Raw genomic sequence first — 26,534 nt, forward strand, 5'->3', positions numbered from 1 at the left:
GTCGTGAGCTGCGATCGCTCATGCCGGCAGCGCCGAGTTCGCGGTAGCGGCCGGCCCAGCGAGCCGCCGTGCTCACCGCGACCTGGAATCGCTCGGCAGCTCGCCGCAGCGGCCAACCGTCCTCCACGACGCAGCGAGCCAGGCGCAGACGCCCGGTATCGGACAAAGGAGCATTACGGTGGGACATGAAGACCTCCGAGATGAGTTGGTGCGTTCCTCGACAGCTCGCACTTCACTCGGAGGTCTTCTTCATGTCACCACGCCACGCCGTACCTAACGTCCGTGGTCAGTACAACTAGCCCGGTCGGACATCGGTCATCGAACTCGAGTCTTTCGCACGCCTACGGAACGAGATGTGAATTCAGCTGTGAACTATCACGAGTCACTCCGCAACGCGGCACGGCAGTTGCGACACGCGGCCACGCAGAGCACGAGTCCGACCGAACGCATTCATTCGTACATCGCGGCGATGATCGACCACATCTACCCGGCGGAGCGCTGTGCCAAAGCCTCGGTGTTGGCGTCGATCTGGCTCAACCGAGCTGGACCGCACGTCGACCAGAACGATGCACTCGTCGACGAGTTGATCGAGCCGCTGCGCGCGGCGATTCGCGTCGGATGCCGAACAGGCGAGATGTCATCACCCTGCCCAGACACCGATGCTCAGGCGATCTTTGATCTGGTCACGGGCATGATCCTCACCCACGGAGTCCTCGGCCGGCGCGCCTCTGCAGAACACATCAAAGGGGTGGTCATGGACGCTGTTGGACACTCCCTCAAACTCAACACGCCGTGACCCGCGGCTCTGATTGCCGCTGAGGACTTACGCGGACTGCTCCTGCGTTGCGCTTCGGGCGAATGCCGACTCGATGAACCGCGTCACCTCGCCGAGCGCACGCGCCGCTTCGGGAACGATCGAGGCCGCGGCCTGGAACACGTGGACCTGGTCCCGCCACACCTGTAATTGATGCGGCACAGCGGCTTTCGCCAGTGCAATGGCCAGCTCCTCGGCGTCGGGGTGGAGCAGTTCGGTGGAGCTCACCTGGATCAAAGACGGTGGCAGCCCACCCAGATCCGCGTCGAGCAGCCGGTGCTCGTCTGCCGGCGGGCTGTGCCGCATGACGAACTGATGGAACGCGCGGGCGAAGGCCTTCGAGAACAGCACATCGGTTGATCCCGAGGGTGCATCGATCTTGGCCTGCAGGTCGAAGTCGGTCAGCGGAGCCATCGAGACGATCGCGCCGGGCATCGGCAATCCGCGGCGGGCCGCGAACACCGCGGTGATGAACACCAGGTAGGCGCCGGCCGAGTCCCCGATGAAGGCGATGTTCTCCGGCGCGATACCTCGCCCGAGTGCGAACCGATAAGCATCGATGCAATCTTCGATACCGTCGGCGATGGTGTGTTCGGGCAGCTTGCGGTAGTCCACCGCGACGACTTCGCTCTGCAGCGACGCGGCAATCCGCGAGATCATCTGACGGTGCAGGTGACGGCCACCGACCAGAAAGGCGCCGCCGTGCATGTACACGATGTAGCGGTCCCCGCGCACCGCCGCGGGGCGGGTCGTCTCGGCGGAACAGCGCGCAAGGCTGACTGGCTGTCGGGTGGTGCCCGCGACCGACCGCAGCACGCGCCCGACGTGATCGACCGCCCGGTATGGCCAGGGCAGACCGGGCACAAGTGCCCACACCGTCAATGCCGGTTTGACCGTGGCCTTCAATGCCAGCGCGAGGATGCGCGACTGGATGCTGCCGCCTTCGAACTCGACGCGACGGGAATTACCCCGGTCCAGCGGGATCAGATTCTCTGGTGCGGCAACCACGTTGTAGCCCTCCTGTTTCAACGAGCCCCGTTCGGTGGCCGCGGCAGCGCCGATGCTGCCTCGTTGTCCGAACCAGTATCGATGCCCGAGTGGCTGCCGTCTGTGCACCGAGCGCCGAAGTATCCGCCTCGGCGTTTGTGATCAGTCACAAACGCCGAGGTAGGCGCGGGTCGCCACCACTGTGTTTGCGCCCCAGGTGATCTCGCCACAGCGCGGCGAGATCACTCGTGGTCGACGGCAGTGCCCCACTTACGGCGACGCCGAGCAGCACGCCCATCAGGTGGCTGCTGACGACCATTGCTGCGCGGAGCGGCTGGGGCGGGACGCGGCGCTGCAAGATCGCCGCAGGTCAGCGGCACCGGACGCCGTCGAATTTCGGCCCCCATGAGCGCCGCCACTGGTGAACACGCCAATGACGCTGGGAATCAGCAGCGCGCAGCCCCAGGGGACAGCTACCCAGAACGGCCAGAAGTAGCCGGCGCCGGTAGCGAGCCAGATCGCAAGGCACAGCAGGTTCACCGCGCCCCACGGCATCCACATGATGACGACCCATGCCGGAATCGATTGTCTCCATTGCCGTTTGGGCTCACCGCGCGCATCGGAGGCCGGTAGGTCAGAGACGATCTCGGCGAGCTCGCCACGGGTGACGGCCCGGTAGAGCAACTGGAGGCGACTGTCGTACTCCGTCAGGGTCAGCCGGCCATCAGCGACGGCACGGCTGAGCCGGCGAGAAACGACTTCGCGGTCGGCATCGCCGGCCCTGATGTGAGTGCCGAGCGTGTCGGTCACGGCACCGCCGGCACTGTGGCGCGTCGGCTCGGGAAACGGGAGGTCCTCATGGTGGTGCACGGTGCAACTCCATCCATCCATAACAGTGTTATGGACATTCCTAACACTGTTATGGATGGATGGCAAGGGCTAGTTCAGCGCGCCGGGTGTGCGCGCGTGGCGAAACGATCAGCGACGAAGAGCAGGGCAACGAGCCGACGGGACGATCGCACGCCGATGGGCACTTCCCCGCAGCAATCGGTTTGCGGCACAATCGGATTGAACGCCGGCCGGACCGAAACGGTCGGTCCGTGCCGGCGCCCCCGCACACAATCGGCGACCATGAATACCCGCCAATGAGGCGGGCGAAACATGTTATTTGCCACACCGGCAGACAGGCTGTGTCCTACTAGGTTTGGTGCAGCGGGCAGCAGAAGCGCCGATAGTATTTGGACTGTCGGCTTACGTGTGTGAGCCCCTCGGAGGTGACAATGACAGGCCAGCCAGTCCAGGGAAGCGGCAACCCTGCCGCGGCCAGCTGCGCAGTCGAACAGAGTCAGATCGGCGCGGTCAGCGTGGTCACGGTGTCCGGAACGGTGGACATGCTCACCGCTCCGCAGCTCGAATCCGCACTGAGCCCGGCAGCAGTCGGCACGGCCCAGGCTGTCGTCGTCGATTTGAGTGCCGTGGATTTCCTGGCCTCTGCCGGGATGGGCGTGCTGGTGGCGGCGCATGCGGAGTTGGCGCCGGCGGTTCGGCTCGTCATCGTCGCCGATGGCCCCACGACCAGTCGGCCGCTCAAGCTGGTCGGCATCGCCGACTTGATCGAGCTGTTCGCCACGCGAGACGAGGCGCTCGCGGCTGTCACCGCCTAGAGCGGTCATTGTCAATCGGAAGGTAGGTCGAGCAGGTCGCTATGACGGAGCCGGACCAGTCGAGCAGCGGGGCACGTTTCAGTAAGACGGACGTGGTGGCCATCCCCGAACATGCGGCATCCATCCGTCAGGAGTTCTCGACCTGGTTGACGGGGCACTTCGCCCTGGACCGGGTCAAAGCGAGCGACATCGTGCTCGCCGTCAACGAAGCATTGGCCAATGCCGTCGAGGCCGCGTATGCCGATGCCCCCGCGCCCGGTGTCATGCACGTTCGCGCCGACTTCGACCGGCAATCAGGTCTGCTGACGGTGACCGTGACCGACGAGGGCAGGTGGCGCCCCGCTACGGCACAGCTCGCGAACTCTGCCCGGGGACGCGGAATTCCGTTGATGCAGGCGCTGACGGACCGTGCCTCGATCGAACCGACCGATGCCGGCACGCAGGTGCGCCTGCAATGGGACGCCGTGGAAACCGCCGCCGCCGATGCCGCAGGCGGGTGACATCAGGGCTGCGGCAGCCGCACCACCTGGACGAAGAACTCGTCGATCTCCCGCACCGCCTTCATGAACTGATCGAGGTCGACGGGCTTGGTCACGTAGGCGTTCGCATGCAGTTTGTAGCTGCGCAGGATGTCCTCTTCGGCCGACGAGGTGGTGAGGACGACGACCGGGATATGACATAAGTCCTCGTCGGACTTGATCGCCTCCAGCAGTTCCCTGCCGTCGTACTTCGGCAGATTCAAGTCGAGCAGGATGAGGTCCGGAGTCGGGGCGTCCGCGTGAACGCCGCGCCGGTAGAGAAAATCCAGACCTTCTTGACCGTCGCGGGCAACGTGCAGAGTGTTCTTGATCTTGTTGTCGGCGAACGCTTCACGGGTGATCAACTCGTCCCCCGGGTCGTCCTCGACCAACAGGATGTCCACCACTCGGCCGGCTGACGACGCATTCATGGGTGACTTCCTTCCGGCTGCTCGGATGCGATGACGTTCGGTTCGGTGGTCGGGGTAGCCGGAAGTGTGAACACGAACCGCGTGCCATCGGTGTACGACGTGTCGATCCCGATGGTGCCGCCGTGATGTTCGACGATCTTCTTGCACAGCGCCAAGCCGATGCCGGTACCGCTGTAGGCATCTCGGCCGTGCAACCGCTGAAAGATCACGAACACCTTGTCCACAAACTCTTCGGCAATCCCAATACCGTTGTCCGTGACCGTGAATACCCAATTGTCGGCATCTTCACCCGTTCCGAGTGTGCAGTCGATCACGATCCGGGGCGCGAGTCCCTCGCGCCGGAACTTCACCGCATTACCGATCAGGTTCTGCCACAACATCGTGAGCAACGTGGGGTCGCCGTCGACCTGCGGCAGGCCGGCCGGCGGCATCACCACCTCTGCGCCCGACTCGGTGATCGAGGTCGCGAGGTTCTGCATGGCCGACGCGACAACCTCGCCCAGGTCGACCTCGGTGTGCGTGGCGTTGATCCGGCCGACGCGCGAGAAGGTGAGCAGGTCGTTGATCAGCACCTGCATACGCTTGGCGCCGTCGACCGCGAAGTTGATGTACTCGATCCCGCGCTCGTCGAGCTGGTCGCCGTACCGCTTCTCGAGCAGCTGGCAGAAGGACGCGACCTTGCGCAGCGGCTCTTGCAGATCATGCGACGCGACGTAGGCGAACTGTTCGAGTTCGGCGTTGGATCGACGCAACTCCTCGGCTTGCTCGTCGACGGCCAGACGGGCGAACTGGGACGCTTCGAGTTCCTCTACGATGCGCTGCCGCATCTCCTCGACATCGACGGCGATCGCGCGAATGTCCGTGGGTCCCTGGGGAACTATGCGCTCATCGAACTTGCCCTGCGTGATGCGGCGGCACGCCGCGGCAAGTGCGCCCAAGGGGCGGGTGACCGAACTCCGCACCAGCATGGCCAGTACCACCGCCATGACGACGAACGCACCGACCATGGTGGCAAGGACTCGGTCGCGCCATTGGCGAATCGACGCCAGCCGGGCGGTGTCGGCGTCTCGTGCCTGTTCCAGGTGCCGGTTCTGCGCATCGAAGAGCGTACGGAGGTTGTCGAACGCATTCTTGCCGTCCTCGTTGGTCCGGCTGTCGACGACGGCCGGACGTCCCACGACGACACTGGCGATCAACGGCTTGGCATAGGTGCTGCGCCAGGTACCGGCGGCGCGCTCGATCGCGTCGAGGTCGGCAATGAGCGCGTCGCGCCCCGTGAGCAGGCTTCTGAGCTTTTGCGCCGCAGCGGTTTCCGCGCGCTGTCCGTCGTCGTACGGCGCCAGGAACTGGCTGTCTGCGGCGCTGGCATAACCGCGGACCGCGGTTTCCTGATCACGCAGTCCGGCCTGCAACCGGTAGGCGGCCACGCGAGCCGGTTGCAGGTGCTCGATCAGTTCGCTCGACACCATGTCGGTCCGGTTCATCAGGAGCGCACCGCCGACGGCGCCGGAGAGCACCACCGCGCCCATCGCCGCCAGAACCAGGTTCTGCCAACCCTGCACCGTCAACTTCATCGAACTGAGCGCTCCACTCGAATGACGGCGATGTCGTCGGTGAGACCACCGAAGGGCTCGGCCCGCACCTCCGTCTCACTGATCAACGCCTTGACGAACTCGGCACCGGGCAGTCGCGCCAATGAGCGCGCGGCCGCCAGCAGTCCGTCCTCCCCGAGGCGTTCGCCGCCCTCCCCCGCAGGTCCCTCGAACAGCCCGTCCGTCAGCAGCATCAATCCGTCGCCCGGCTGCAACTGCAACCGATTGACCGGCCATTCCGTGGCTCCGAGGCCCAGGGCCGGGCCGGGCGTCGGTTCGAGCCAGTCGACGGTGCCCGCGCCGTGCATGAGCAAGCCGGGATGGCCTGCACGCACCACGTCGAACTGCCCGGTGTCGGGTGTCAATGCCACACTCAGCAGCGTGGCGAAAGTGCCGCGGCTGGGCCGCTCGGTGGTCAGGATGCGGTCGAGCTGACACATTCGCTGGTTGCCCCGCAGACCTGCGAAAGTCAGTGCGCGCCAGCCGATTCGCAGCGCCACCCCCAATGCGGCCTCATCTGGTCCGTGGCCGGCCACGTCGCCGATCATGACGTGCACCGTGCGGTCCGGGGTCTGCACGACGTCGTAGAAGTCGCCCCCGATCAGCGCGTCGCGCCGGCTCGGCAAGGACTGTGTGACGACCTCGACGCCCGGATTGTCCAGAAGTAGCGGAGAAGGCAGCAGACCCCGCTCCAGGCGGGCATTCTCCTGGGCGCGCAGTCGACTGGCGTGCAGATCTACCGCGGTGACCTCGGCACGCTTGCGCTCGATCGCATAGAGCACCGCCCGGCGCAGTGTCTCCGGGTCCACGCGGCCCTTCACCAGGTAGTCCTGCGCGCCGGACGCCATAGCGGCAACACCGAAATGCTCGTCGTTCAGACCCGTGAGAACGACGATCGGCAGGCTCGGATCGAGGGCGCCCAGGCGATCGAGAGCGTCGACACCACCGGCATCGGGCAGGTGCAGGTCGAGCAGCACACAATCCGGGCGGATCGTCTGTAGCGCGGCCGCCGCCTGGGTCAATGTGGACGACCAGTGGAAGTCGATGTCGATCGCGGCGTCGGCGATCAGCTCCTCGACCAGCAGGGCATCGCCGCGGTCATCCTCGACCAGCAGCAGCGACAGCGGCCGGTCTCCCGCAGGCCCCGACTTGGAGGAAGTGGAGCGGTTCATCTGCGGCTCCGCCGGCATGGACAAGTGGTCACATCCTTCGCCAAGGGGCCACCTACCTCGTGCTGACCATCTTGTTTCGCTGTGCTTACCGTCGCGGACGTTACCAGTTGGTCCGCACCGCACCGGGCCATCGACGCGCACCACACGTCGCCGGACGCTGCCGCAAGCTACTCCAACTTCTCCCGAAGCTGGGCCAGGGTTTTCGCCAGCAACCGCGAGACGTGCATCTGCGAGATGCCCACCTTGGCCGCGATCTGTGACTGCGTCATCGATTCGAAGAATCGCAGCACCAGCACGGTCCGCTCGCGTTCCGGCAGTTCGGCCAGCAGCGGCCGCAGCGCCTCGCGATACTCGACCTTTTCCAAGCCGGGGTCGACGTCGCCCAGCGTCTCGGCGAGAGACGGGCGCTCCTCGCTTCCCGCGGCCCCATCGATCGAGGTGGTCTTGTACGAGCTCCCGGCCATCAGACCATCGAGGACCTCGTCGCGATCGATGCCCAGCTCGGCGGCCAGCTCAGAAGCGGTGGGCGCGCGCCCGAGGCGTTGCGACATCTCGGCGCTGGCCGTGCCGATCTGCAGGTGCAGCTCTTTCATCCGCCGCGGCACTTTCACCGACCAGCTGTTGTCGCGGAAGTGGCGCCGCAGCTCGCCCATGATCGTCGGAACCGCGAAAGAGGCGAAGTCCGAACCCATCTCGACGTCGAATCGCTTCACCGCGTTGATGAGGCCGATGCGTGCGACCTGCAGCAGGTCATCGCGCGCCTCACCCTTGCCCTCGAAGCGCCGCGCGATGTGGTCGGCCAGCGGCAGGCAGCGCTCGATGATCGCGTCCCGCTGCTCGATGTAGTCAGCTGAGTCCTCGGTTGTCCCCTGGAGCTGACGGAACATCTCGAGAACGTCCGCATACTCCGCCGTCACCGCTGCAGACTCACTCGTCTCGAGGTCAACGAAACACCCAACACCTGGGTGCCGTCGATGGCCGGCTCGTCGGCGAAGGTCGACACCTCGTCGGCCAGGGAGTTGAGCACGTGCCAACCGAAACTGTCCGGCTTCACCACCGCGCTGCCGCGACTGTCGTCGGCCACACACGTCGCCGAAGCACGAATCACCACAGCGTCATTCGACGGATCGACGACGACCCGCAGGCTCGATCCGGGCACCGCGGCCCGGACCAGACCGGTACAGGCTTCATCGACCGCCAGCCGGATATCGGCGATGGCGTCCAGATCGAAATCTTCAAAGGCGGCGACCGCTGCCACGAGCGTCCGCAGGACGGCCAGGCTTTCCGGGGACGCCGCAACGATCAACTCAACAGACCGGTCGCTGGACGTCATGCTGCCGTGCCCCACTGCCTCAACCACGTATTTCCTCCAGCGTCCCTGTGCAGGCCCACTCCACGTCGCACTCTGTGTACCCATTGTCCATGGCTGCTCAAACAAACGTGCACCGCCCGCCACCCCCCGCTGTCGGTGGGGGCAGTACCCGAAGTCGGGCGACGGTATCAGCACGCTTCGCAGTCTGCGCAGCCGTCCGATTCATCCTGTGCCGCAGGCTATTTCGATCATCCGCCACAATCCGCCGAGAGAACGACCTCATCGACGCGTACCCGACTAGTACCAGTAGCGGCGGTCGGCGATCGGCCGTCCGGTCGCCCCAAGCAGCCAAAAAACCGCACCCACCACCAGCACGACAACGCCGGCCACCCACAAGGGGTAGATATTGAAGATCAGCCCAAGAGCGAGCAACACAGCTCCGACCAGAATCATGGTGCCTCTTTCCGTTGTGGGCAGCGCGCGCTGTCGCGGCGCCGGCCCCGCCTGACCCTGCTGGTCAGCGGCAGTCCTTCCGTACCCACGGGAATCAGCTGCTCAAACATTCCCGACCGGATCGACGGAATGCCCTGTGGCGCACGCACATCCGTGTGGCGTAGATCGCATTAGTCGCCGTTTGGCGGGCGCCAGAGCTGGGAATTCTCGGCAGGCGTGGGGAACGGTTCTCCGTGCGATCATCCGATCCGTGAGCGGAAGGGTAGCCATGAGCGAGGACAAGAAGACCGGTCCCGAGGAAGCCATCCGGGGCGTCGTCGAAGGCGTCAAGGGCAAGGCCAAGGAAGTCATCGGCACCGTGGCCGGACGTGACGACCTGGTCCGCGAGGGCCAGGCACAGCAGGACAAGGCAGACGCGCACCGTGCAGCCGCGCGGAAGGAAGCCGAGGCCGAGGCCGCACGCGCGGGCGCCAAGGCCGCTGAGGCGCGAGAGCGAGCCGAGCAGCAGAACTAGGGCTGGCATTGCAGCACAGTCCAAGGCCCAGTCCAGCCTCGTGCTGGACTGGGCCGCTCTCGTGTCTGGGCGCCGATCCGAAAAGGCGTTGCGCTGAAAGAGCTTTCGGACCCCTGAGGACGGCGGCCACGCACAGGTCCGCGCCGCGGCCGGCCGAGTGTTTTGCGCGCCGATGGAGTGGGTAACTGTGAAGTCAGCTGACGCACTCGCGCGTTGCCCGACTCGAAGGAATCAGGGATGACACTCGAATTGATGGCGGCGCCACGAAGTGCGGACGAGACGGCGACAGGGGTCGAGCCAGCATCCGACGACGCCGCGGCACCCGGCGTAACCGTCCACCTGCCGGTACTGCTGGTGGGTCTGCGCTGGCTGTTCGACACCGAACAGCCGGCCGGCGCGGTCCAGTGCCCAGCCGGCGACAGCCTGCCGTCGGTGGGCGGACGAGCGTTCCGCTTCATTCCCGCCGATCGCGACGGCCGGGCTGCCCTGGGCATCGCGGTGACCACCGGCATTGCCGGCGACGCGATCGGCGGCCATGAGGCGGCCGACTTCATCGATCTGCTCGAGGGCATGGGTGAAGAGGTTGTTGCCATCAGTTCCGTGGCGGCGGGGGCGTTTTACCTGCTGACCTTGGCGCGCCCCGCGCATCCGACGTTGCGGAGCGCGGTCGTTCGTTACCGCGCGCACCACCTTGCCGATTCCACCGCCTCACCGTTCGGACCGGCGCAACGCTCCGATGACGTCGGCCGGGTGAGCGCGGCGGACCTGCAGCGGCAGCTGGCGTCCACCGAGCAGGACCGCGAGCCGTCGCCCAGCGATTCGGGTGGCGTGCATTGGATGGACCGCTTCGGTTTCTCGACGACCGCCGTGGTCGGCGGCTCCGAGCCGTGTCTGGCGATGCAGATCTAGCCGGCGACGCGACGGCAAGCCGCTGTCAGGGCCGCGGCAACCGGACCACTTGAACGAAGAACTCGTCGATCTGGCGCACCGCGCTCAGGAACTGCTCGAGATCGACGGGCTTGGTCACGTAGGCGTTGGCATGCAGTTTGTAGCTGCGCAGGATGTCTTCCTGCGCCGACGACGTGGTGAGCACGACGATGGGGATGTCGCACAGTTCGACGTCCGACTTGACCTTCTCGAGCAACTGCCGCCCGTCGTATTTGGGCAGATTCAAATCGAGCAGAATCAGGTCCGGTCGCGGCGCACCCGCATGGGCACCGCGCCGATAGAGGAAGTCCAGGCCTTCCTCACCGTCGTGGGCGATGTGCAGGACGTTCTTGATCTTGTTGTCCGCGAAGGCTTCCCGGGTGATCAACTGGTCGCCGGGATCGTCCTCGATCAACAGAATGTCGATCGCCCTGCTGTCGCGCGGCACGGTCACATGCACACCTTCCCCACCTATACCTAGATGACGTTCGATCCATCGTCCGGCCGCGCCGGGAATGTGAGTACACGGCGGGTTCGGCGTTCCATCTGCGGCGCCCACCGACAGTTTCCTGCCATGGCACACATCCCCAACCAGAATCAGTTTACATTGTAAACAGGCGTGCCGGCAGCGGGCTCCGATCAGACACCCGCTCAGCGCCGCGGCAAATTCGATTCGAGCCGATCCAATAGCGCTTCGAGCGCTTCCTCGAACTCGGTATCGCCGTAGTCCTCCGAGAGCAACGGTTGCAGCCGCTGCAGCTGCGGGTAATCCGACAGGCTCGCTCGCGGCCGGTCAGCCTCCTGGAGGATCGCCTCGGCAGGACTCAACTGGGCGCCGCGGGCTGATACCTCCAGCAAGAGCTGTCCCACCAAGAACGTGGTGTACGCCCGGTATGCCGCCACTGCGGCGACGTCGTCGAACCCGTATGAGAGCAAGGTGTCGAGGAAGCTCTCCATCCAGCGCATGCTGCGTAGCGGCGGGCGAACCCAAGGCGCCTCCGGTGCCTGCGTGGCCACCAGCGGGAAGAGTTCGGGATGCTGCAGGGCGATCTGGCGCACTCCGTGTGCAAGCCGGATCAGATAGTCCTGCCAGCCGTCTTCCTGCCGGCGGGCCGCCAACTGCTCGGCGTACAAGCGGTCGACGACATGGTCGACCACGCCGGTCAGCAGGTCTCCCCTGCTATGGACATACCGGTACAGGGCCATCGCCTCCACACCGCATGCCGCGCCCAGCCGGCGCATGGTCAGCTTGTCCAGCCCATGCTCGTCGATGAAGGCGATCGCGGTGTCCAGGATGAACTCGCGCGACAATGCCGGGTGGCCATCGCGCAGGCCATCACCGGACACGGCATCAGAGCCGCCCGCCGCCGTTGCGGGGACTCCGGAGTCATTGGCTCCCGACAACGCGCCGACCTCCCAGTACTCGCTGATTCCGGGACAACGCTAGCCGCAGTTCGCGACGAAATGGTGGAGCGTCACCACGGGCAGCGTGCTTGTTTTCAGGAAACGGTACGGAACACCGTGAGGGCACGGCCTTCCACTGTCACGGTAGCTTCCGCCTCGAGCGGCGTGTTCTCAGCGTCCACGGTGGCCAGACCACTGGCGGTGTCGAGTATCAATTGCCATCTGGAGCCGAATTGTTCGGGCGGCAGCGCGAATTCGATGGCGTCATCGTGAGCGTTGAAACACAGCACAAACGAGTCGTCGACGACCCGCTGCCCGCGCTCGTCCAGGTCCGGGATGCCCTGCCCGTTGAGGTAGACCGCAACGGACTTGCCGAAGGCGGTGTTCCAATCGTCGTCGGTCATCTCCGAGCCGCTCGGGGTGAAGAAGGCGACGTCCGGGACGTCCTGTGCGCCCCGGGCGCGCACCGGCCGACCGTTGAAGAAGCGGCGACGCCGAAAAACCGGGTGCGCGGTACGGATTGCGGCGACGCCACCGATGAACGCGGTCAACTCGGTGTCTGCGGATTCCCAATCGATCCAGGTGATTTCGTTGTCCTGGCAGTAGCCGTTGTTGTTTCCCCCCTGCGTGCGGCCCAGTTCGTCGCCGTGCGAAATCATGGGCACGCCCTGGCTCAGCAAGGTGGTGGCCAGAAAATTGCGCTGCTGGCGCCGCCGCAGCGTCTCGATGTCGGGATCGTCGGTCGGACCTTCCACACCGCAGTTCCATGACCGGTTGTTCGATTCGCCATCGGCGTTGTCGTCACCGTTGGCCTCGTTGTGTTTCTCGTTGTAGGACACCAGGTCCCGCAGCGTGAAACCGTCATGGGCGGTCACGAAATTGATCGAGGCGACCGGCCGTCGCGAGGTGTGCTCATACAGGTCCGCCGATCCCGTGAGCCGTGACGCGAATTCACCGAGCGTGGACTCCTCACCGCGCCAGAAGTCACGCACGGCGTCGCGGTACTTGCCGTTCCATTCCGTCCACTGCGGCGGGAAGTTCCCGACCTGATAACCACCGGGCCCGACATCCCACGGCTCGGCGATCAACTTGACCTGGCTGATGACCGGATCCTGCTGCACCATCTCGAAGAACGTCGAGAGCCGGTCCACGTCGTAGAACTCCCGCGCCAGCGTGGACGCCAGATCGAAACGGAAACCGTCGACATGCATCTCGGTCACCCAGTACCGCAACGAATCCATGATGAGCTGCAGGGCATGCGGGTGACCGGCATTGAGGCTGTTTCCCGTGCCCGTGTAGTCCATGTAGAACTTCTGCTCCCCATCGACCAGCCGGTAGTAGGCGGCGTTGTCGATCCCCCGGAAGGACAGCGTCGGGCCCAGGTGGTTGCCTTCCGCGGTGTGGTTGTAGACCACATCGAGGATCACCTCGATGTCCGCCTGGTGCAGGTCGCGCACCATGGCCTTGAACTCTTGAACCTGACCTCCGGGCGTCACCCCTGACGTGTACTTGGGGTCCGGCGCGAAGAACCCGATGGTGTTGTACCCCCAGTAATTCGACAGCCCTTTGTCGATCAGCACGGAGTCGTTGGCGAAGTGGTGCACCGGCATCAACTCGATGGCGGTGACGCCGAAGCTCTTCAAATGGTCGATTATCGCGGGATGCGCGACACCTGCGTAGGTACCGCGGTCGCGGTCGGGAACGTCGGGGTGACGCTGCGTCAGCCCCTTTACATGGGCCTCGTAGATCACCGAATCGGCGTACGCGCGCTGCGGCGGCCGGTCCGTCCCCCAGTCGAAGTACGGGTTGATCACCACCGACTTCGGCATGCGGGCGGCAGAATCGTCGTCGTTGCGGCTGTCTTCGTCACCGAAGTTGTATCCGAAGAGGCTTTGGTCCCAACGGAATTCGCCGTCGATCGCCTTGGCGTAGGGATCGATCAGCAGCTTGTTCGGGTTGCAGCGCTGCCCCGCCGCCGGGTCGTACGGCCCATGGACCCGATAGCCGTAGTGCTGTCCGGGTACGACGTCGGGCAGGAATCCGTGCCAGATGAATCCGTCGACTTCCGGCAGCACCACTCGCGTTTCGGTGCCATCGTCGGCGAACAGGCAGAGCTCAACCCGCTCCGCGGCCTCACTGAAGACGGCGAAGTTCGTTCCGACGCCGTCATACGTCGCTCCGAGTGGATACGCCTTGCCCGGCCATACTTCGGTGCGACGGTTGTCCTCCGAGTCGGCGGACTCTGTCATGTGCTCTCCTCGAACGAGAGGGCTTGGGTGGGAGGGATAGCCCGGATCAGCGCCATCCAATCATCGCGGCGGTGGGATTGCACGGTTGGTTTGACCGGGCGCCGACGTGGGTACCTGAAAGCCGCCGGCCTTGACGAAGACGTCAACGCCCCGAGCGAGGAGCGCAACACATGATCATCTTGGGCATTATTCTGCTGGTCCTGGGATACGCCTTGGCCGTGCCGATTTTGGAGACCATCGGTGCAATTCTGGTCGTGATCGGGGCGGTCCTGTGGATCCTGGGCGCCGTGGGGCGGCCGGTCGCAGGACGCAAAGTGTGGTTCTAGCCGGGCCGTAAGCATTCCTGCGCACCGCGGGCACTGTCGTGACGAGCGCCCGGCCGTGCGGTAACCGCGAACCACCCGACGAGGCGAAACACGTAGAGAAGACAGGTGAAGCCGGCCAGCCGGCGCACCACGAAATGGTGGGGCAGCCGCACGGCACCGATGAGGAACCGATCGCCGCGGCCGAAGCTGTTGCCGCGGAGATGAAAACCGACGCCCGTCCCCATGGGGAACTGGGCCGCCGGTTCGATCGGCACTCGCCGTTCTTCGTCGGGATGACGGCGGCAGCCGGCGTTGCCGTGACGTACGGCGCCATGCACCTGCTGGTCGCCGCGCAGTCGGTGCTGGTGCTGATCGGGGTGGCCTTCTTCCTGGCATTGGGGTTGGAACCCGCCGTCTCATGGTTCGTCAACCACCATCTGCCGCGCTGGCTGGCCACCACAACGGTTTTCGTCATCTTTCTCGCGCTGATGGCGGCGTTCGTGGCAGCGGCCATTCCTCCGCTGTCGCAGCAAGCCACGCAGCTGATCCATCAGGCGCCGCACTACATTCAGCAAGCGCAGAGCCACTCGTCCACGATCGGAAAGCTCAACGACCGCTTCCACATTCAGCAGCGGATCACCGACACGATGAACGGTTCGGGCGGCTCGATACTCAACGAGATCGTCACCGCCAGTTCCGCGGTGTTCGCCGCACTGGCGGACATGCTCATCGTCATCGTGCTGACCGTGTACTTCCTGATCGATTTTCCGCGCATCCGCGCAACGTTGTATCGGCTTGTCCCCCAAACCCGTCGACCCCGGGCGATCCTCATCGGCGACGACGTCTTCGCCAAGGTCGGCGCCTACGTACTGGGCAACGTGGCGATATCGGCGATCGCCGCCGTGGCCACCGCGGTGTGGCTCACCGCCTTCGATGTGCCCTACCCGCTGCTGCTCGGCATCTTCGTCGGACTTTTCGATCTGGTGCCGGTCGTGGGCTCCACCATCGCCGGAGTGGTGGTGGCGGCGGTGGCGCTAACAGTGTCACTGCCCGTATGTCTCTCTACCGCAGTCTTTTTCATCGTATTCAGAGCGCTCGAGGACTATCTGCTGGTTCCCCGTATCATCGGGCATGCCGTCAAAGTGCCCGCATTGGTCACCGTGGTGGCGGTTCTGATCGGCGGCGCGCTGCTCGGCATCGTCGGGGCGTTGGTGGCCATCCCGGTCGCAGCGGCCGTGCAGCTGATCGCCCGCGAGGTGTTGTTCCCGCGTCTCGATGGCACCTGATTCACCTCTCACACGGGCAACCTGATGTCCTGCAGGTCACAACACCACGGTGTTTCACCGCCGGGCGGAACGGAAATTCTTTCAGCAGGGCGCGGCACAGCGATACCGCTCCTGACGCAATCCATCCATGACTACCGAAAGGGCAGACATGAGCGAGAAGCAGAACACCGGACCTGAAGAAGCCGTGCGTGGCGTGGTGGAAGGTGTGAAGGGCAAAGCGAAGGAAGTCATCGGCACCGTGACGGGCCGCGACGACGTGGTCCGTGAGGGTCAGGCCCAGCAGGACAAGGCCGATGCACAGCGCGACGCCGCGAAGAAGGAAGCCGAGGCGGAAGCCGCACGCGCGGGCGCCGAAGGCGCCGAGCGCCGACAGGAAGCTGAGCAGCAGCGTCGCTGACTCACAGATTGGCCCAGCCGGGAGTTCCGCCCGGCTGGGCCAATTGCTGTGCGCACGTTCATGTTCCGCTACCGCCCCGCGGTTCCCGCTATGGTCGACCTACGGCACCGCGACGTCACTCGACAAGCTTGCTCAGGCAGTACACCCGCTTCGGGGTCGTGAAGACCATCGCCTTCGCCGCAGTGGCACAGGCCGATTCATCGGTGCTGTCGTCGACGCGCTGGGACACCTTGAACACGCCCGTGTGCGAGTTCGCGATCGCCGGAGCCTGCGCGCACTCGATGTTCCGGACGCTCTTGCCGGTGAGATCCAGCGCGTAGCAGTCACCCTCGTGCAGGTTCAGCGCAAAACACAGGCTCGGGGCCTTGGGATCGTCCTGATTGCTGGTGGCGTAGAAGTACGGACCCTCCGATGGCGCCTTGCCGTCGGGGCACAGACCCTTCGAGGTCTCGCCCGCCAATTCGTAGACAGCGTCTGATGATTCGCAGCTGGTCGAGGTGAATTTGAACTTCTCGTAGTCCGAGGTCGTGACGCACTGCCCCGACTTCAGGTGAGCGCCGAAGACTGTGGTGGTACCCAGCCCCTTGCGGACCGCGTTGCCGATGCCGCCGAGGACGACCAGCACCACCACTACGCCCACGATCCACATCCACGGCTTGACGCCTGACTTGCGCGGCGGCGGCGGATATCCGGGAAACGGGTTCGGGGCGCCGTAGTTGGGCTGCGGCTGACCGGCCCACGGTTGTTGATTCGGCGTAGGCCAACCCGGCTGCGGCTGCCACGCCGGCTGCCCTGGCACGGGCGGGATCGGTTGCCCCGGTGGGCCTCCCGACGGTCCGTGCGGCGGCGGATCCCATGGGCCTTGTTGCGGTGGTGGTTGAGTCATCGGCGGGTCAGTTCGGAGCCGACGTGCACAAGATGCCGTGCGCAGCTTTCGCGAGCGCACCGGTGGGACCCGCATCGGCGCCGTACTGCCCGGCCAGCGCGCCGACGACGTCAGGCCGCGACTGGCCACTGAACGCCATCTGACACGCCTGCAGCCCGGCCTGCATGATCGCGTCGTCATCGCCCGGGAAGCCCGCATTGCGGGCCTGGTTGATGAACCGCTGCTGTTCGGGCGTGAACGGCATCGGCCACGCCGACGCGGGTCCAGCGGCGGCGACGGACAACGCGGAGACTACGGCGACCACGCCGGCGGTCAGGCGAATCTTTACGGACATCTCTCCCCCAATGCGTCTGATTCCGCGGGGTCGCGGAATCTCAACACGACTGAGCCTAGTAGCCCGAGCCCGGTTCTCGGGACCGATGTCCTCGGCTTCACCCGAGACCCGCCCTCGCACCCCAGTCTGCGCGCACGGTCAGTGTCTATCTGCCGTGGCCTTGTTCCGCAATGTCATACACGATGAGCGCGGATGAGAACTGCAGGCCGATAGTTGGGTCGGCCAGATCCACGCCACACAGCGACTCGATGCGCCGTAGGCGCTGGGCAACCGTATTGGGATGGATCAACAGCTTTTCTGCTGTCGCGGTGCGGTCCTGTTTGCAGGCGAAGTGGGTTCGTAGCGTGGCAATAAGGTCGGTGCGGTGTCCGGCGTCGTAGTCGACCACCGGCGCCAATGTCCGGTCGGCGAAGGCTGTCAATTTGGCTGGATCATCAAGCTGCAGAAGCAATCCGACGATGCCGAGCTGCTCCAGGGTCACGACGGAATCGGTGCGGCCCGAGCGCACAGCGATCTCCAGCGCGCTCTTGGCGATCTGGTAGGCGTCGCCGTAATCGGATCCGTGGACAGGCGACACCGCGACCGTGGCGGAGATGTTCGGCGCGAGCCTGGACAACTCTCGCTGGACGCTGACACCTGGAGACCCATCGCCGGCACCGGTTTCGGGCCATAGCGCGACCAGCGTCCCACCATGCATCGCCACCAGGGGCCGCGGCTGATGCCCCGACGCCAACTCGGTGACCACCGAAAGCGCGCGTTGCCAGGCCCGGCGGGTGGCCGACTCGCTGGACCCGGCCAGGGTGGCGACGACGGCGACGTGAGCGACGGTCAGATCATGACCCAAGCGTTGGGCACGCTCCCGAATCTGGCCCGACGGCGGGCCACTCTCGGTCAGCACATCGGTCAGCAGCTCGCCGCGCACCCGTCGTTCGACCTCGGCCGCAGTCTGCACCCGCAGCAATTCCACCGAGATGACGATGGATGCGTGCTCGACCGCCCGAATCTGCAGGGGGTCAAGCGAATCGGGACTCCCGGGGAACCAGATGCGTGCCGCGACCTCGCTACCCAGACGCACCCGCGCGACGAGCCAGCCGGTCGATGCGCCCTGACTGTCGACAGCCTCGCCGACCGTTGCCGAGGCCGCGGACTCGGAGTCGGCCGTCGCGGTCCGGACTGCGGCGGCCGGGTAGTCGATGCCGGCGCCGGAGCGCGCCAACTCGGCCTGCCGGGCGTCGTCGATGAGCACGGGCCGGCCGATCAGGTCGCTCAATGCCGCGGCGATCCCAGCGATGCCTCCTGAGCGCAAGGTCACTGCGAGCAGGCGCTCGTGAATCTGTTCCGAACGCGCGAGCGCATCGCGTTGCTCGCGCAGCGAATTGGTCAGGGTGCGCAATTCATCGAGCCGGCGCGCCGAAGTCACCGCGATCGCGGCATGGTTGGCGAGCAAGGTCAGCCGCTCGACCTCGTAGCGGGTGAAGGTGTGCACCGAGGCGTAGTAGCCGTTGAGCGTCCCCAGCACCTCGGCACCGGCGATGAGCGGTACGGCAATGATCGCCCGGTAGCCCTGCTCCTGTGCCACGCCCGCCCATAGGGCGAATTGGGGTTCGATTCGCACATCGCGGATCGCCACCGGTTCACCGGTATGGAAAGCGCGACTCGACGGCGACGTGCTGTCCAGCCGGATGGGACGGTCGGAGTTCACCCGCCCGACGTACTCGTCGGACAATCCGCTCCAGCCCCGTACGAGCAGCTGGTCCCGGGTGTCGCCGGGGATGAGTACGCCGCAGAAGTCGAAGCCCAGCAGCGTGCGTGCGGTGTCGGCGACCAGGCAGAGCACCTCGGCCAGATCCGTCTCGGCACAGGCAAGGGCACTGAGGGTGCGCAGCGCCGCCAGCCACGTGACCAGTTCCGCCCCCGGCCGTTCGCGGCCCGTCGACGTAGACATCCGCCCAGTGTGCCCCAAAAGCGTGTGTCTTCGTACACATATTCAGCCGAGAACTATGTCTTTCTTGACATTGAACGCCCATGGCGTTGTGACGAGACTCATTGGCATGACCCAGATCTCACCGGCTCCCACGTCCGTGGTCACGGACTTTGCCCGCACTCCTACCCGCCAGATCCTCGGCCCCGCCACTGGGGCGGTGATCGCTACCGTCCCGGAGCAGGGCGCGCGCGAGGTCGATGCCGCGGTCGCCAAGGCCCGTGCGGCGTTCGAGGATGGGCCGTGGCCGGCCATGGTCCGGAGCGAGCGGGCCAAACTGCTGCTGCGCATCGCCGACGCGATCGAGTCCGCCAGTGAAATGCTCTACACACTCGAGGCGCAGAACAACGGACGGCCGATCACCGAAACCCGCGCTCAGCTGTCTCGCGTGCCGGAATGGTTCCGGTACAACGCCGGGCTGCTGGCCGCCCAACGCCAGGCCGTGCTGCCGGGCGACGGACCGTACCTCACCTACCAGCAGCGGCTTCCGCTGGGCGTGTGCGGCATCATCACGCCGTTCAACCATCCGATGCTCATCCTGGCGCGGAGCCTGTCGGCTGCGCTCGCCAATGGAAATACCGTGGTGGTCAAGCCATCTGAGCTGACACCGCTGACGACGCTCGCCCTCGCCGAGATCGTCACCACCGCCGAACTACCCGACGGCGTCCTCAATGTGGTCACGGGCGCACGCGAGGCCGGCGAGCGCCTCACCGGCCATCCCGACATCGCCAAGATCACTCTCACCGGAGGCACCGAGGCCGGCAGGTCGGCGGCCGTCGCGACAGCGTCCCGGTTCGCGCGCATCACCGCCGAGCTGGGCGGCAAGACGCCGGTGCTGCTCTTCGACGATGTCGACCCTCAGATCGCCGCCGACGGCGCGGCCTTCAGCGCGTTCGTCGCGGCGGGCCAGTCCTGTGTCGCAGGATCGCGATTCCTGGTGCAACGTGGCATCTACGACGCATTCGTCACTGCGCTCACCGATCGTGCCCGGGCCATTCGCGTCGGAGACCCGGCACTGCCGGACACCCAGATGGGGCCGCTCATCAGCGCCCGGCAGCGCGACAAGGTAACGGCACTTGTCCAGACCGGTCTGGACGAAGGCGCGACCCTCAAGGCCGGTGGCCAGATACCTTCGCTGCCAAGCCCTTTCGACGGCGGCTTCTACCTCGAACCCACCGTGTTGTCCGACGCCACCATGAACATGACGGTAGCCCGTGAAGAAATCTTCGGGCCGGTCGCCGTGGTCATACCGTTCGACAGCGAGCACGACGGCGTGCAGATGGCCAACGACAACCCGTACGGGCTGGGCGCCGGGGTCTGGACCACCGATGTGAGCCGCGCCCACCGCGTAGCGGCCAACATCAACGCGGGCATGGTCTGGGTCAACGACCACCACCGCCTCGAACCCTCGCTGCCCTGGGGCGGCATCAAAGAATCCGGTTCCGGAAAAGATGCCGGCACAGAGTCTTTCGACGACTTCTCCTGGGTCAAGACGATCGTGGTGCGTACCGCCGCCGACCACGTCGACTGGTACGGCGGACAACCACAGAGCCGCCTCAACTGACCATTTCCGACAGCTCGAAAGGCACACCATGTCCGCAGCACGCTGGCATCACGACATCACCCGAACACAATGGTTGGTCCTGGCGGGCACCACGCTGGGCTGGGGCCTCGATGGCTTCGCCGGCAGCCTCTACGTCCTGGTACTCGGACCCGCCATGAACGAGCTGCTCCCGAACAGCGGCATCGACACCACCTCCGCGACCATCGGTTTCTACGGTGGCATGACAGTCGCACTCTTCCTCATCGGATGGGCAACCGGCGGGATCCTTTTCGGCATACTCGCTGACTATTTCGGCCGCACCCGGGTGTTGTCTGCTGGCATCCTCACCTACGCGGCGTTCAGCGCCCTCGCCTTCTTCGCCGACACCTGGTGGCAGCTCGGCATTCTGCGGTTCATCGCGGGCCTCGGATCGGGCGTCGAAGCACCGGTGGGCGCCGCCCTGATCGCGGAGACCTGGCGCAACCGATTCCGCGCCCGCGCCGGTGGAGTGATGATGGCGGGATACGCTGGTGGGTTCTTCATGGCGGCAGCCGCCTATGCACTGATGGGCGACCGCGGATGGCGCGCCATGATGCTGCTCGCCGGTATTCCGGCCCTGGTGGTGTGGTTCATCCGCCGCTACGTACCCGAGCCACCCGAGATCGGCGCACATTTGCAGGCACGCAAAGAGCGGAAAGCACTGGGCCACAATCATGCCCACGATCAATTCGTACTGCGACGCCTGTTCAGCCCGCCACTGCTGCACCCCATGCTGGTCTGCACCGCACTGGCCACCGGAGCGCTGATCGCCTTCTGGAGCGTGTCGACCTGGTACCCGCAGATCATCCGGCAGGCGACCAAGGCTGAGGGCCTCAGTCCTGACGTGGCCGACCACCGGGTCGCCGTGGCAGCGATGCTGTTCAACGCCGGCGGCATAGTCGGCTACGCCGCATGGGGTTTCGTCGCCGACGCGATCGGACGCAAGAACGCCTTCGCGATCAGCTTCACGGTCTCGGCCGCCACCATCGCGTGGACGTTTCCGTTCGACCACAGTCACACCGAGCTGCTCATCGCGATGCCACTGCTGGGGTTCGGGTTGTTCGGCGCACTGTCGGGCACCTTCATCTACGGTCCGGAGCTGTTCCCGCCCAGCGTGCGCGCCACTGCGCTGGCCGTGTGCAACAGCGTCGGGCGTTACGTCACGGCCCTCGGGCCCCTCACCGCCGGGGTGATCGCCTCGTCGTGGTTCGACGGGAACCTCGGCATCGCCACCGCCTCCGTGTCAGCAGTCGGCCTCATCGCCGTGATCGGTCTGGCCTTCGCCCGCGAGACCCGCGGCGTACCCATGCCCGTCGACCACCCCGCCACCCACACCGTCCGGCTGAGCGAAAAGAGCGCATCATGACCGAATACTCCACTGCCACGGCGATCGTCGTCGGCGGATCCATCGGCGGTCTGACCGCCGCACTATTGCTGCGCGACTTGGGCTTTCACGTCGACGTCTACGAACGTACGCCCACTCCCCTCGACGGGCGCGGTAGCGGCATCGTCCTGCAACCGGACACCGTGCGCTGGTTTACCGAACGCAGCGGGCAGCACATGGCCGACCTGCACACCGCCACCTCCTACGTGCAGTACCTGGACCCCAGCGGCTCCACCGTGCACCGGGAGCCCGCCCGCTGGACCTACACCTCGTGGGGCACTTTCTACCGGGCACTGCTCGCCGACTTCGGTACCGAGCACTACCACTACGGCGAATTCGCCTGTGGTTTCAGCCAAGACGAGCACACCGCCACCGTTCGGTTCGTCAGCGGCAAGATGGCCAGTGCCGACCTGATCGTATTCGCAGACGGCATCACCTCACCGGCACGCGAGCGTTTCGATCCCGATGCGGCACTCGTCTACTCCGGCTACGTGGGCTGGCGCGGAACCGTCCCGCTGTCCGAACTCACCGCCTCCACCCGTGATGTGCTCGGCGATGCCATCACCTACACCGTGATCCCGAACTCGCACATCACCATGTATCCGATTCCGGGTGAACACAGCCTCGACGAGGCCGACCGGTTGATGAACTACGTCTGGTACCGCAATGTGCCTGCGGGCCCCGAACTCAGCGAATTGCTCATCGACAAAAGAGGATTCGCCGGATCGGTGTCGGTGCATCCCGGCCAGGTGCAGGATCGCTTCGTCGACGAACTGCGCACGGCGGCAGCGGCACAGCTGGCGCCGGCTGTGGCCGAAGTGGTCGTCAAGACCCCCCAGCCCTACCTACAGGTGTTGTCCGACGTGCGGTCCAAGCGGATGGCTGTCGGCCGGGCAGCGTTGATCGGCGACGCTGCGTGCGCCTCCCGCCCGCACGCGGCCGCCGGAACCGCCAAAGCCGCCGCGGACGCCTGGGCACTGTCCGAGGCGCTGGCCACCTCGGCCGGAGACATCGTGTCGGCCCTGGCGAAATGGGAACCGGCGCAGCTGCAGCTGAGCGACAGCTTGCTGCGCCGTGTGGTGGACATGGGTGAACGCTCGCAGTTCCGGAACAGCTGGACACCGGGCGACCCAGATCTGCGATTCGGCCTCTACGGCCCCGGACGCTAAAGCCATTCACTACGAAAGGAATTCGATGATGACCGACAACAACTATCTGACCGACCTACCGCTCGCCGGCGAGTTGGTGGCCACCGACTTCGAGAGCTGGCCGGGATGGCTCAAGACCGAGTTCGCCGAGCACGCCTTCGACGGAAACGTCGGATCCCGCTTGCTGAGCGAGGACTCCCGCGTTCGGGTGTGGGAGATCAGGCTGGCGCCGGGTGAGCGCTGGCACGCGCACCGGCATGTGCTGGACTACTTCTGGACGGCGATCAACGCGGGCAGCAGTCGCCAACACACCCACGACGGCACCGTCCGCGAAGTCTCGTATCAGGCCGGTGAGACCCGCCACTTCCATTTCGGGCCAGGCGAATTCCTGCTGCACGACATCGAGAACATCGGCGAAACCGAGCTGGTCTTCACCACCGTCGAGCACCTCGACGGTGACAACGATGCATTGGACATCACCCGATGAGCCCGCGAATTCCCGACGGCGTCATCGACGTCCACGCCCACTGGCTGCCCCGCGCACTGTTCGCGCTGCCACCCGGCGCCCCTTACGGTGCGATGAACGACCGCGACGGCCAGCTGTATCTCGGCGACCTCCCGCTGTCGATCGCGACCGATGCCATGAGCGACGCGGCCGCGATCACCGACGACATGGACCGCGCCGGCATCGCAGTGCGCGTACTCTCCGCACCACCGTTCGCCTTTCCGCTCACCGGGGCGGGCGCCGAGTACGCCGGCGCCTTCAACACCGCGCTGGCCGACGTCGTCAAGAGGTCGGAAGGACGGTTACTCGGCCTGGGCATCGTGGCCCTGGGCGAGCCGGCGGACATCACCGTGCAATTGACCGCGCTGCGTGACACGGCGGGCATCGTAGGCGTCGCGATACCGCCGGTGGTAGACGGCGACTCACTGAACCGGGGAGCGTTGCGGCACATCATCTCCGAGGCCTCGCGGCTCGATCTCGCCGTGCTGGTCCACCCGATGCAGATCGCCCGGCCGGAGTGGACCGACTTCTACCTGGCCAACCTCATCGGCAACCCCGTCGAAACCGCCACGGCGGTCGCCAATCTCGTGCTGAGCGGTCTCAAAGACGAACTGCCCGCGTTACGGATCTGCTTCCTGCACGGAGGTGGCTGCGCACCGGGCCTGCTCGGCAGGTGGGACCACGGCTGGCGCGCACGCGCCGATGTCCGCGGCGGAGGCAGCCGATTGCCGTCCGACGTCGTTGCCGATCTGTATTTCGACACCGTCACCCATGACTCCCCGCAGCTCGAACTGCTCGGCAAGGTCGCAGGGAGGGACAAAGTCGTCTGCGGCAGCGACTACCCCTTCGACATGGCCGAATCGGACCCGGTTCGGTTCGCGGTCAAATACGGACCCGATGAGGACGCACTGATCCGTGCGGCTCGAACCTTCTTGGGAGTGAATTGATGTCGACTCTGTTCACACCGCTCACCCTTCGCGATGTCACCTTCGCTCACCGAGCCTGGATGTCACCGATGATGCAGTTCTCCGGCGTCGTCGACGGGCCGGAGGCGGGTACCCCGACCGACTGGCATCTACAGCACTTCGGTTCGCGAGCTGTCGGCGGCGTCGCCCTGGCGATGGTCGAGGCCACGGCCGTTGACCCCGTCGGCCGCAGCAGCGTCTACGACCTTGGATTGTGGAATGACCGGCAAATCCCGGCATTTCAGCGCTTGACCCACTTCATCACCGCTCAGGGTTCGGTACCGGGCATCCAGATCGTGCATGCCGGCCGCAAGGCATCCACCGGGCGACCCTGGCCTGACCCCAGTCGGAACGCCGAATCCTGGACCACACTGGGCCCCAGCGCCATCGCGTTCGGACATCATCCCGTTCCCGCCGCACTCGACGTTGGTGACATCGAACGAATCGTGGCTCGCTTCGCCGACTCCGCCCGACGAGCCGCCTCGGCCGGCTTCCGGGTCCTCGAAATCCACGGTGCGCACGGCTATCTGATTCACCAGTTCCTGTCGCCACAGTCGAACACGCGCACCGACGACTATGGCGGATCGCTCGACAACCGAATGCGATTCGCGCTGCAGGTCGCCGAAGCGGTTCGCGCCGCATGGCCGCAGCATCTGCCCTTGTTCTTCCGGGTTTCCGCCACTGACTGGCTTGCCGGGGACACCGACGACCCGCGCCCGGGCTGGACCGTCGAGGACACCGTCGCCCTCGCCGCGGGTTTGAAGAAGGCCGGGGTCGACCTGGTCGACGTATCCACCGGCGGCGCGGTTCCTGATGCCCGAATCCCGGTAGTGCCCGGTTATCAGGTGCCCTTCGCGAAAAGGGTTCGCGCCGAGGCTGCTATCCCCACCGCGGCGGTCGGATTGATCACCGAGGCCGAGCAAGCCGAAGCGATCGCCTCCGGCGGCGAGGCCGACGCAGTCTTCGTCGCCCGTGCCTTGCTGCGCAATCCGAATTGGGTCCGCGACGCCGCGCAACATCTCGGGGTGACACTGCCGCACCCACCTCAGTACTCACGGGCATTCGCATGAGTCCCCGTGGCGGGCAGCGTCACCTGCCCGCCCTGCCTGCCAATCTCGCCCAGGTGCTGGCATGGGGCGTTTCTCTTGCCTCCGCGTGCAGCGAGCGGACGGACGGTGATGGCACCGCACCTATTGGAGCGGAAGTTCCACTCCGCGATCACGCTCCGGCCGCGGGCCGAAGATTCGCCGGTCACCCTCGTCGATGCGGACGTCGTTGATGCTCGCCTCACGACGTTCCATCAGGCCGTCCGCGTCGAACTGCCAGAGCTCATTGCCGTAGCTGCGCCACCACTGCCCCGCGGCGTCATGCCACTCGTACTGGAATTTGACGGCGATCCGATTCTCGTGGAACGCCCACAGCGTCTTGCGCAGGGCGTAGTCGTGCTCGCGCTGCCACTTGGCGGTCAGGAACTGCACGATGTCCTCGCGCCCGGTGACGAAGGTGTCCCGGTTACGCCAGACCGAGTCGGGCGTGTATGCGAGGGCGACGCGCTGCGGGTCGCGGGTGTTCCAGGCGTCCTCGGCGGCCTGCACCTTCTGGAGTGCGGTTTCTTTCGTGAACGGAGGGACGGGCGGACGTTGCTCGGTCATGTTTTGCTCTTCTCCTTTATTGAGAACGTGCGTTCTCTACGCGACTCGACTAGCGTAGGGAACGAACGTTCT

The 26,534-nt window shown here is 65.7% G+C and carries 30 protein-coding genes; 14 read left to right on the plus strand and 16 right to left on the minus strand.

Annotated features, from left to right (window positions below; genetic code table 11):
• Positions 1 to 187 (minus strand): helix-turn-helix domain-containing protein (locus H289_RS31570; protein WP_036421765.1); only part of this gene is annotated, 187 nt, incomplete at its 3' end.
• 180 nt (positions 188 to 367) lie between these two features.
• Here H289_RS31570 and H289_RS0128515 point away from each other — a divergent pair.
• Entirely contained in the window at positions 368 to 796 is a 429-nt protein-coding gene (locus H289_RS0128515; protein WP_020104276.1) for a hypothetical protein, read from the plus strand.
• A gap of 27 nt (positions 797 to 823) precedes the next feature.
• Here H289_RS0128515 and H289_RS0128520 read toward each other — a convergent pair whose 3' ends face one another.
• Positions 824 to 1,822, minus strand: a complete 999-nt coding sequence (locus H289_RS0128520; protein WP_155944295.1) for an alpha/beta hydrolase — start codon at positions 1,820 to 1,822, stop codon at positions 824 to 826.
• A 276-nt stretch (positions 1,823 to 2,098) separates the two neighbouring features.
• Positions 2,099 to 2,611 (minus strand): DUF1707 domain-containing protein, encoded by a 513-nt coding sequence (locus H289_RS31575; protein ID WP_081633577.1) that lies wholly within the window; start codon positions 2,609 to 2,611, stop codon positions 2,099 to 2,101.
• Between the two features lie 470 nt (positions 2,612 to 3,081).
• Between H289_RS31575 and H289_RS0128530 the strand changes: the two genes are divergently transcribed.
• On the plus strand, positions 3,082 to 3,465 hold the full coding sequence (locus tag H289_RS0128530; RefSeq protein WP_020104279.1) for an STAS domain-containing protein: 384 nt from the start codon (positions 3,082 to 3,084) through the stop codon (positions 3,463 to 3,465).
• A gap of 41 nt (positions 3,466 to 3,506) precedes the next feature.
• Positions 3,507 to 3,965: an ATP-binding protein gene (locus tag H289_RS0128535; protein WP_020104280.1), complete on the plus strand. Its 459-nt coding sequence runs from the start codon at positions 3,507 to 3,509 to the stop codon at positions 3,963 to 3,965.
• A 2-nt stretch (positions 3,966 to 3,967) separates the two neighbouring features.
• On the opposite strand, the gene H289_RS0128540 is transcribed toward H289_RS0128535, so the two are convergent.
• The 6 genes from H289_RS0128540 to H289_RS33530 form a co-directional block, all read right to left on the minus strand.
• Complete coding sequence (locus H289_RS0128540; protein ID WP_020104281.1) at positions 3,968 to 4,414, minus strand: response regulator; 447 nt, start codon at positions 4,412 to 4,414, stop codon at positions 3,968 to 3,970.
• A complete protein-coding gene (locus H289_RS0128545) occupies positions 4,411 to 5,988 on the minus strand; it encodes a sensor histidine kinase (protein WP_020104282.1) in 1,578 nt (525 codons plus the stop codon). Before H289_RS0128545 ends, H289_RS0128540 begins: the two co-directional genes overlap by 4 nt.
• Complete coding sequence (locus tag H289_RS0128550) at positions 5,985 to 7,178, minus strand: PP2C family protein-serine/threonine phosphatase (RefSeq protein WP_036421771.1); 1,194 nt, start codon at positions 7,176 to 7,178, stop codon at positions 5,985 to 5,987. Before H289_RS0128550 ends, H289_RS0128545 begins: the two co-directional genes overlap by 4 nt.
• 167 nt (positions 7,179 to 7,345) lie before the next feature.
• On the minus strand, positions 7,346 to 8,095 hold the full coding sequence (locus H289_RS0128555; RefSeq protein WP_020104284.1) for a SigB/SigF/SigG family RNA polymerase sigma factor: 750 nt from the start codon (positions 8,093 to 8,095) through the stop codon (positions 7,346 to 7,348).
• Positions 8,092 to 8,511, minus strand: coding sequence for an ATP-binding protein (locus tag H289_RS0128560; RefSeq protein WP_020104285.1), 420 nt, complete (start codon positions 8,509 to 8,511; stop codon positions 8,092 to 8,094). The genes H289_RS0128555 and H289_RS0128560 overlap by 4 nt, the downstream gene beginning before the upstream one ends.
• A gap of 276 nt (positions 8,512 to 8,787) precedes the next feature.
• Complete coding sequence (locus tag H289_RS33530) at positions 8,788 to 8,943, minus strand: hypothetical protein (RefSeq protein ID WP_020104286.1); 156 nt, start codon at positions 8,941 to 8,943, stop codon at positions 8,788 to 8,790.
• A gap of 268 nt (positions 8,944 to 9,211) precedes the next feature.
• Here H289_RS33530 and mbp1 (H289_RS0128570) point away from each other — a divergent pair, with 268 nt between their 5' ends.
• Together mbp1 (H289_RS0128570) and H289_RS0128575 are read left to right on the plus strand one after the other, a co-directional pair.
• Complete coding sequence (gene mbp1 / locus H289_RS0128570) at positions 9,212 to 9,457, plus strand: microaggregate-binding protein 1 (protein ID WP_020104287.1); 246 nt, start codon at positions 9,212 to 9,214, stop codon at positions 9,455 to 9,457.
• 237 nt (positions 9,458 to 9,694) lie between these two features.
• Positions 9,695 to 10,366, plus strand: coding sequence for a hypothetical protein (locus H289_RS0128575; protein ID WP_020104288.1), 672 nt, complete (start codon positions 9,695 to 9,697; stop codon positions 10,364 to 10,366).
• Positions 10,367 to 10,391: 25 nt separating this feature from the next.
• On the opposite strand, the gene H289_RS0128580 is transcribed toward H289_RS0128575, so the two are convergent.
• The 3 genes from H289_RS0128580 to glgX form a co-directional block, all read right to left on the minus strand.
• Positions 10,392 to 10,838 (minus strand): response regulator, encoded by a 447-nt coding sequence (locus H289_RS0128580; RefSeq protein WP_020104289.1) that lies wholly within the window; start codon positions 10,836 to 10,838, stop codon positions 10,392 to 10,394.
• Between the two features lie 197 nt (positions 10,839 to 11,035).
• Positions 11,036 to 11,788 (minus strand): TetR/AcrR family transcriptional regulator, encoded by a 753-nt coding sequence (locus H289_RS0128585; RefSeq protein ID WP_029105882.1) that lies wholly within the window; start codon positions 11,786 to 11,788, stop codon positions 11,036 to 11,038.
• A gap of 95 nt (positions 11,789 to 11,883) precedes the next feature.
• Entirely contained in the window at positions 11,884 to 14,037 is a 2,154-nt protein-coding gene (gene glgX, locus H289_RS0128590) for a glycogen debranching protein GlgX (RefSeq protein ID WP_020104291.1), read from the minus strand.
• A 170-nt stretch (positions 14,038 to 14,207) separates the two neighbouring features.
• Here glgX and H289_RS33235 point away from each other — a divergent pair, with 170 nt between their 5' ends.
• From H289_RS33235 to mbp1 (H289_RS0128605), 3 genes are all read left to right on the plus strand, one after another.
• Positions 14,208 to 14,363 (plus strand): hypothetical protein, encoded by a 156-nt coding sequence (locus H289_RS33235; RefSeq protein ID WP_020104292.1) that lies wholly within the window; start codon positions 14,208 to 14,210, stop codon positions 14,361 to 14,363.
• Positions 14,364 to 14,401: 38 nt separating this feature from the next.
• Positions 14,402 to 15,628 carry an AI-2E family transporter gene (locus tag H289_RS0128600; RefSeq protein WP_020104293.1) on the plus strand — a complete coding sequence of 409 codons (1,227 nt, stop codon included), beginning with the start codon at positions 14,402 to 14,404 and terminating at the stop codon, positions 15,626 to 15,628.
• Between the two features lie 148 nt (positions 15,629 to 15,776).
• On the plus strand, positions 15,777 to 16,025 hold the full coding sequence (mbp1, locus tag H289_RS0128605) for a microaggregate-binding protein 1 (protein WP_020104294.1): 249 nt from the start codon (positions 15,777 to 15,779) through the stop codon (positions 16,023 to 16,025).
• A 115-nt stretch (positions 16,026 to 16,140) separates the two neighbouring features.
• Here mbp1 (H289_RS0128605) and H289_RS0128610 read toward each other — a convergent pair whose 3' ends face one another.
• The 3 genes from H289_RS0128610 to H289_RS0128620 form a co-directional block, all read right to left on the minus strand.
• On the minus strand, positions 16,141 to 16,824 hold the full coding sequence (locus H289_RS0128610; protein ID WP_138158493.1) for a hypothetical protein: 684 nt from the start codon (positions 16,822 to 16,824) through the stop codon (positions 16,141 to 16,143).
• Positions 16,825 to 16,918: 94 nt separating this feature from the next.
• Positions 16,919 to 17,245 (minus strand): DUF732 domain-containing protein, encoded by a 327-nt coding sequence (locus tag H289_RS0128615; RefSeq protein WP_020104296.1) that lies wholly within the window; start codon positions 17,243 to 17,245, stop codon positions 16,919 to 16,921.
• Between the two features lie 145 nt (positions 17,246 to 17,390).
• A complete protein-coding gene (locus H289_RS0128620) occupies positions 17,391 to 19,190 on the minus strand; it encodes a helix-turn-helix domain-containing protein (RefSeq protein ID WP_020104297.1) in 1,800 nt (599 codons plus the stop codon).
• 106 nt (positions 19,191 to 19,296) lie between these two features.
• On the opposite strand from H289_RS0128620, the gene H289_RS0128625 reads away from it, so the two are divergent.
• From H289_RS0128625 to H289_RS0128650, 6 genes are read left to right on the plus strand one after another with little or no spacing between them, the layout of a single operon-like run.
• Positions 19,297 to 20,790, plus strand: coding sequence for an aldehyde dehydrogenase (locus H289_RS0128625; RefSeq protein WP_020104298.1), 1,494 nt, complete (start codon positions 19,297 to 19,299; stop codon positions 20,788 to 20,790).
• 28 nt (positions 20,791 to 20,818) lie between these two features.
• The gene (locus H289_RS0128630) at positions 20,819 to 22,174 is read left to right on the plus strand and encodes an MFS transporter (protein WP_020104299.1); all 1,356 of its coding nucleotides are present in this window, start codon (positions 20,819 to 20,821) and stop codon (positions 22,172 to 22,174) included.
• Positions 22,171 to 23,361, plus strand: coding sequence for an FAD binding domain-containing protein (locus H289_RS0128635; protein ID WP_020104300.1), 1,191 nt, complete (start codon positions 22,171 to 22,173; stop codon positions 23,359 to 23,361). The genes H289_RS0128630 and H289_RS0128635 overlap by 4 nt, the downstream gene beginning before the upstream one ends.
• 28 nt (positions 23,362 to 23,389) lie before the next feature.
• The gene (locus H289_RS0128640; protein WP_020104301.1) at positions 23,390 to 23,827 is read left to right on the plus strand and encodes a cupin domain-containing protein; all 438 of its coding nucleotides are present in this window, start codon (positions 23,390 to 23,392) and stop codon (positions 23,825 to 23,827) included.
• Positions 23,824 to 24,792 (plus strand): amidohydrolase family protein, encoded by a 969-nt coding sequence (locus H289_RS0128645; protein WP_020104302.1) that lies wholly within the window; start codon positions 23,824 to 23,826, stop codon positions 24,790 to 24,792. Before H289_RS0128640 ends, H289_RS0128645 begins: the two co-directional genes overlap by 4 nt.
• Entirely contained in the window at positions 24,792 to 25,880 is a 1,089-nt protein-coding gene (locus H289_RS0128650) for an NADH:flavin oxidoreductase/NADH oxidase (protein WP_020104303.1), read from the plus strand. The genes H289_RS0128645 and H289_RS0128650 overlap by 1 nt, the downstream gene beginning before the upstream one ends.
• A gap of 120 nt (positions 25,881 to 26,000) precedes the next feature.
• On the opposite strand, the gene H289_RS0128655 is transcribed toward H289_RS0128650, so the two are convergent.
• Positions 26,001 to 26,462 carry a nuclear transport factor 2 family protein gene (locus tag H289_RS0128655; RefSeq protein WP_020104304.1) on the minus strand — a complete coding sequence of 154 codons (462 nt, stop codon included), beginning with the start codon at positions 26,460 to 26,462 and terminating at the stop codon, positions 26,001 to 26,003.
• Positions 26,463 to 26,534 lie beyond the last annotated feature (72 nt).

Origin of the sequence: Mycobacterium sp. 360MFTsu5.1 (assembly GCF_000383495.1) — a bacterium.
Taxonomy (GTDB): Bacteria; Actinomycetota; Actinomycetes; order Mycobacteriales; family Mycobacteriaceae; genus Mycobacterium; species Mycobacterium mucogenicum_B.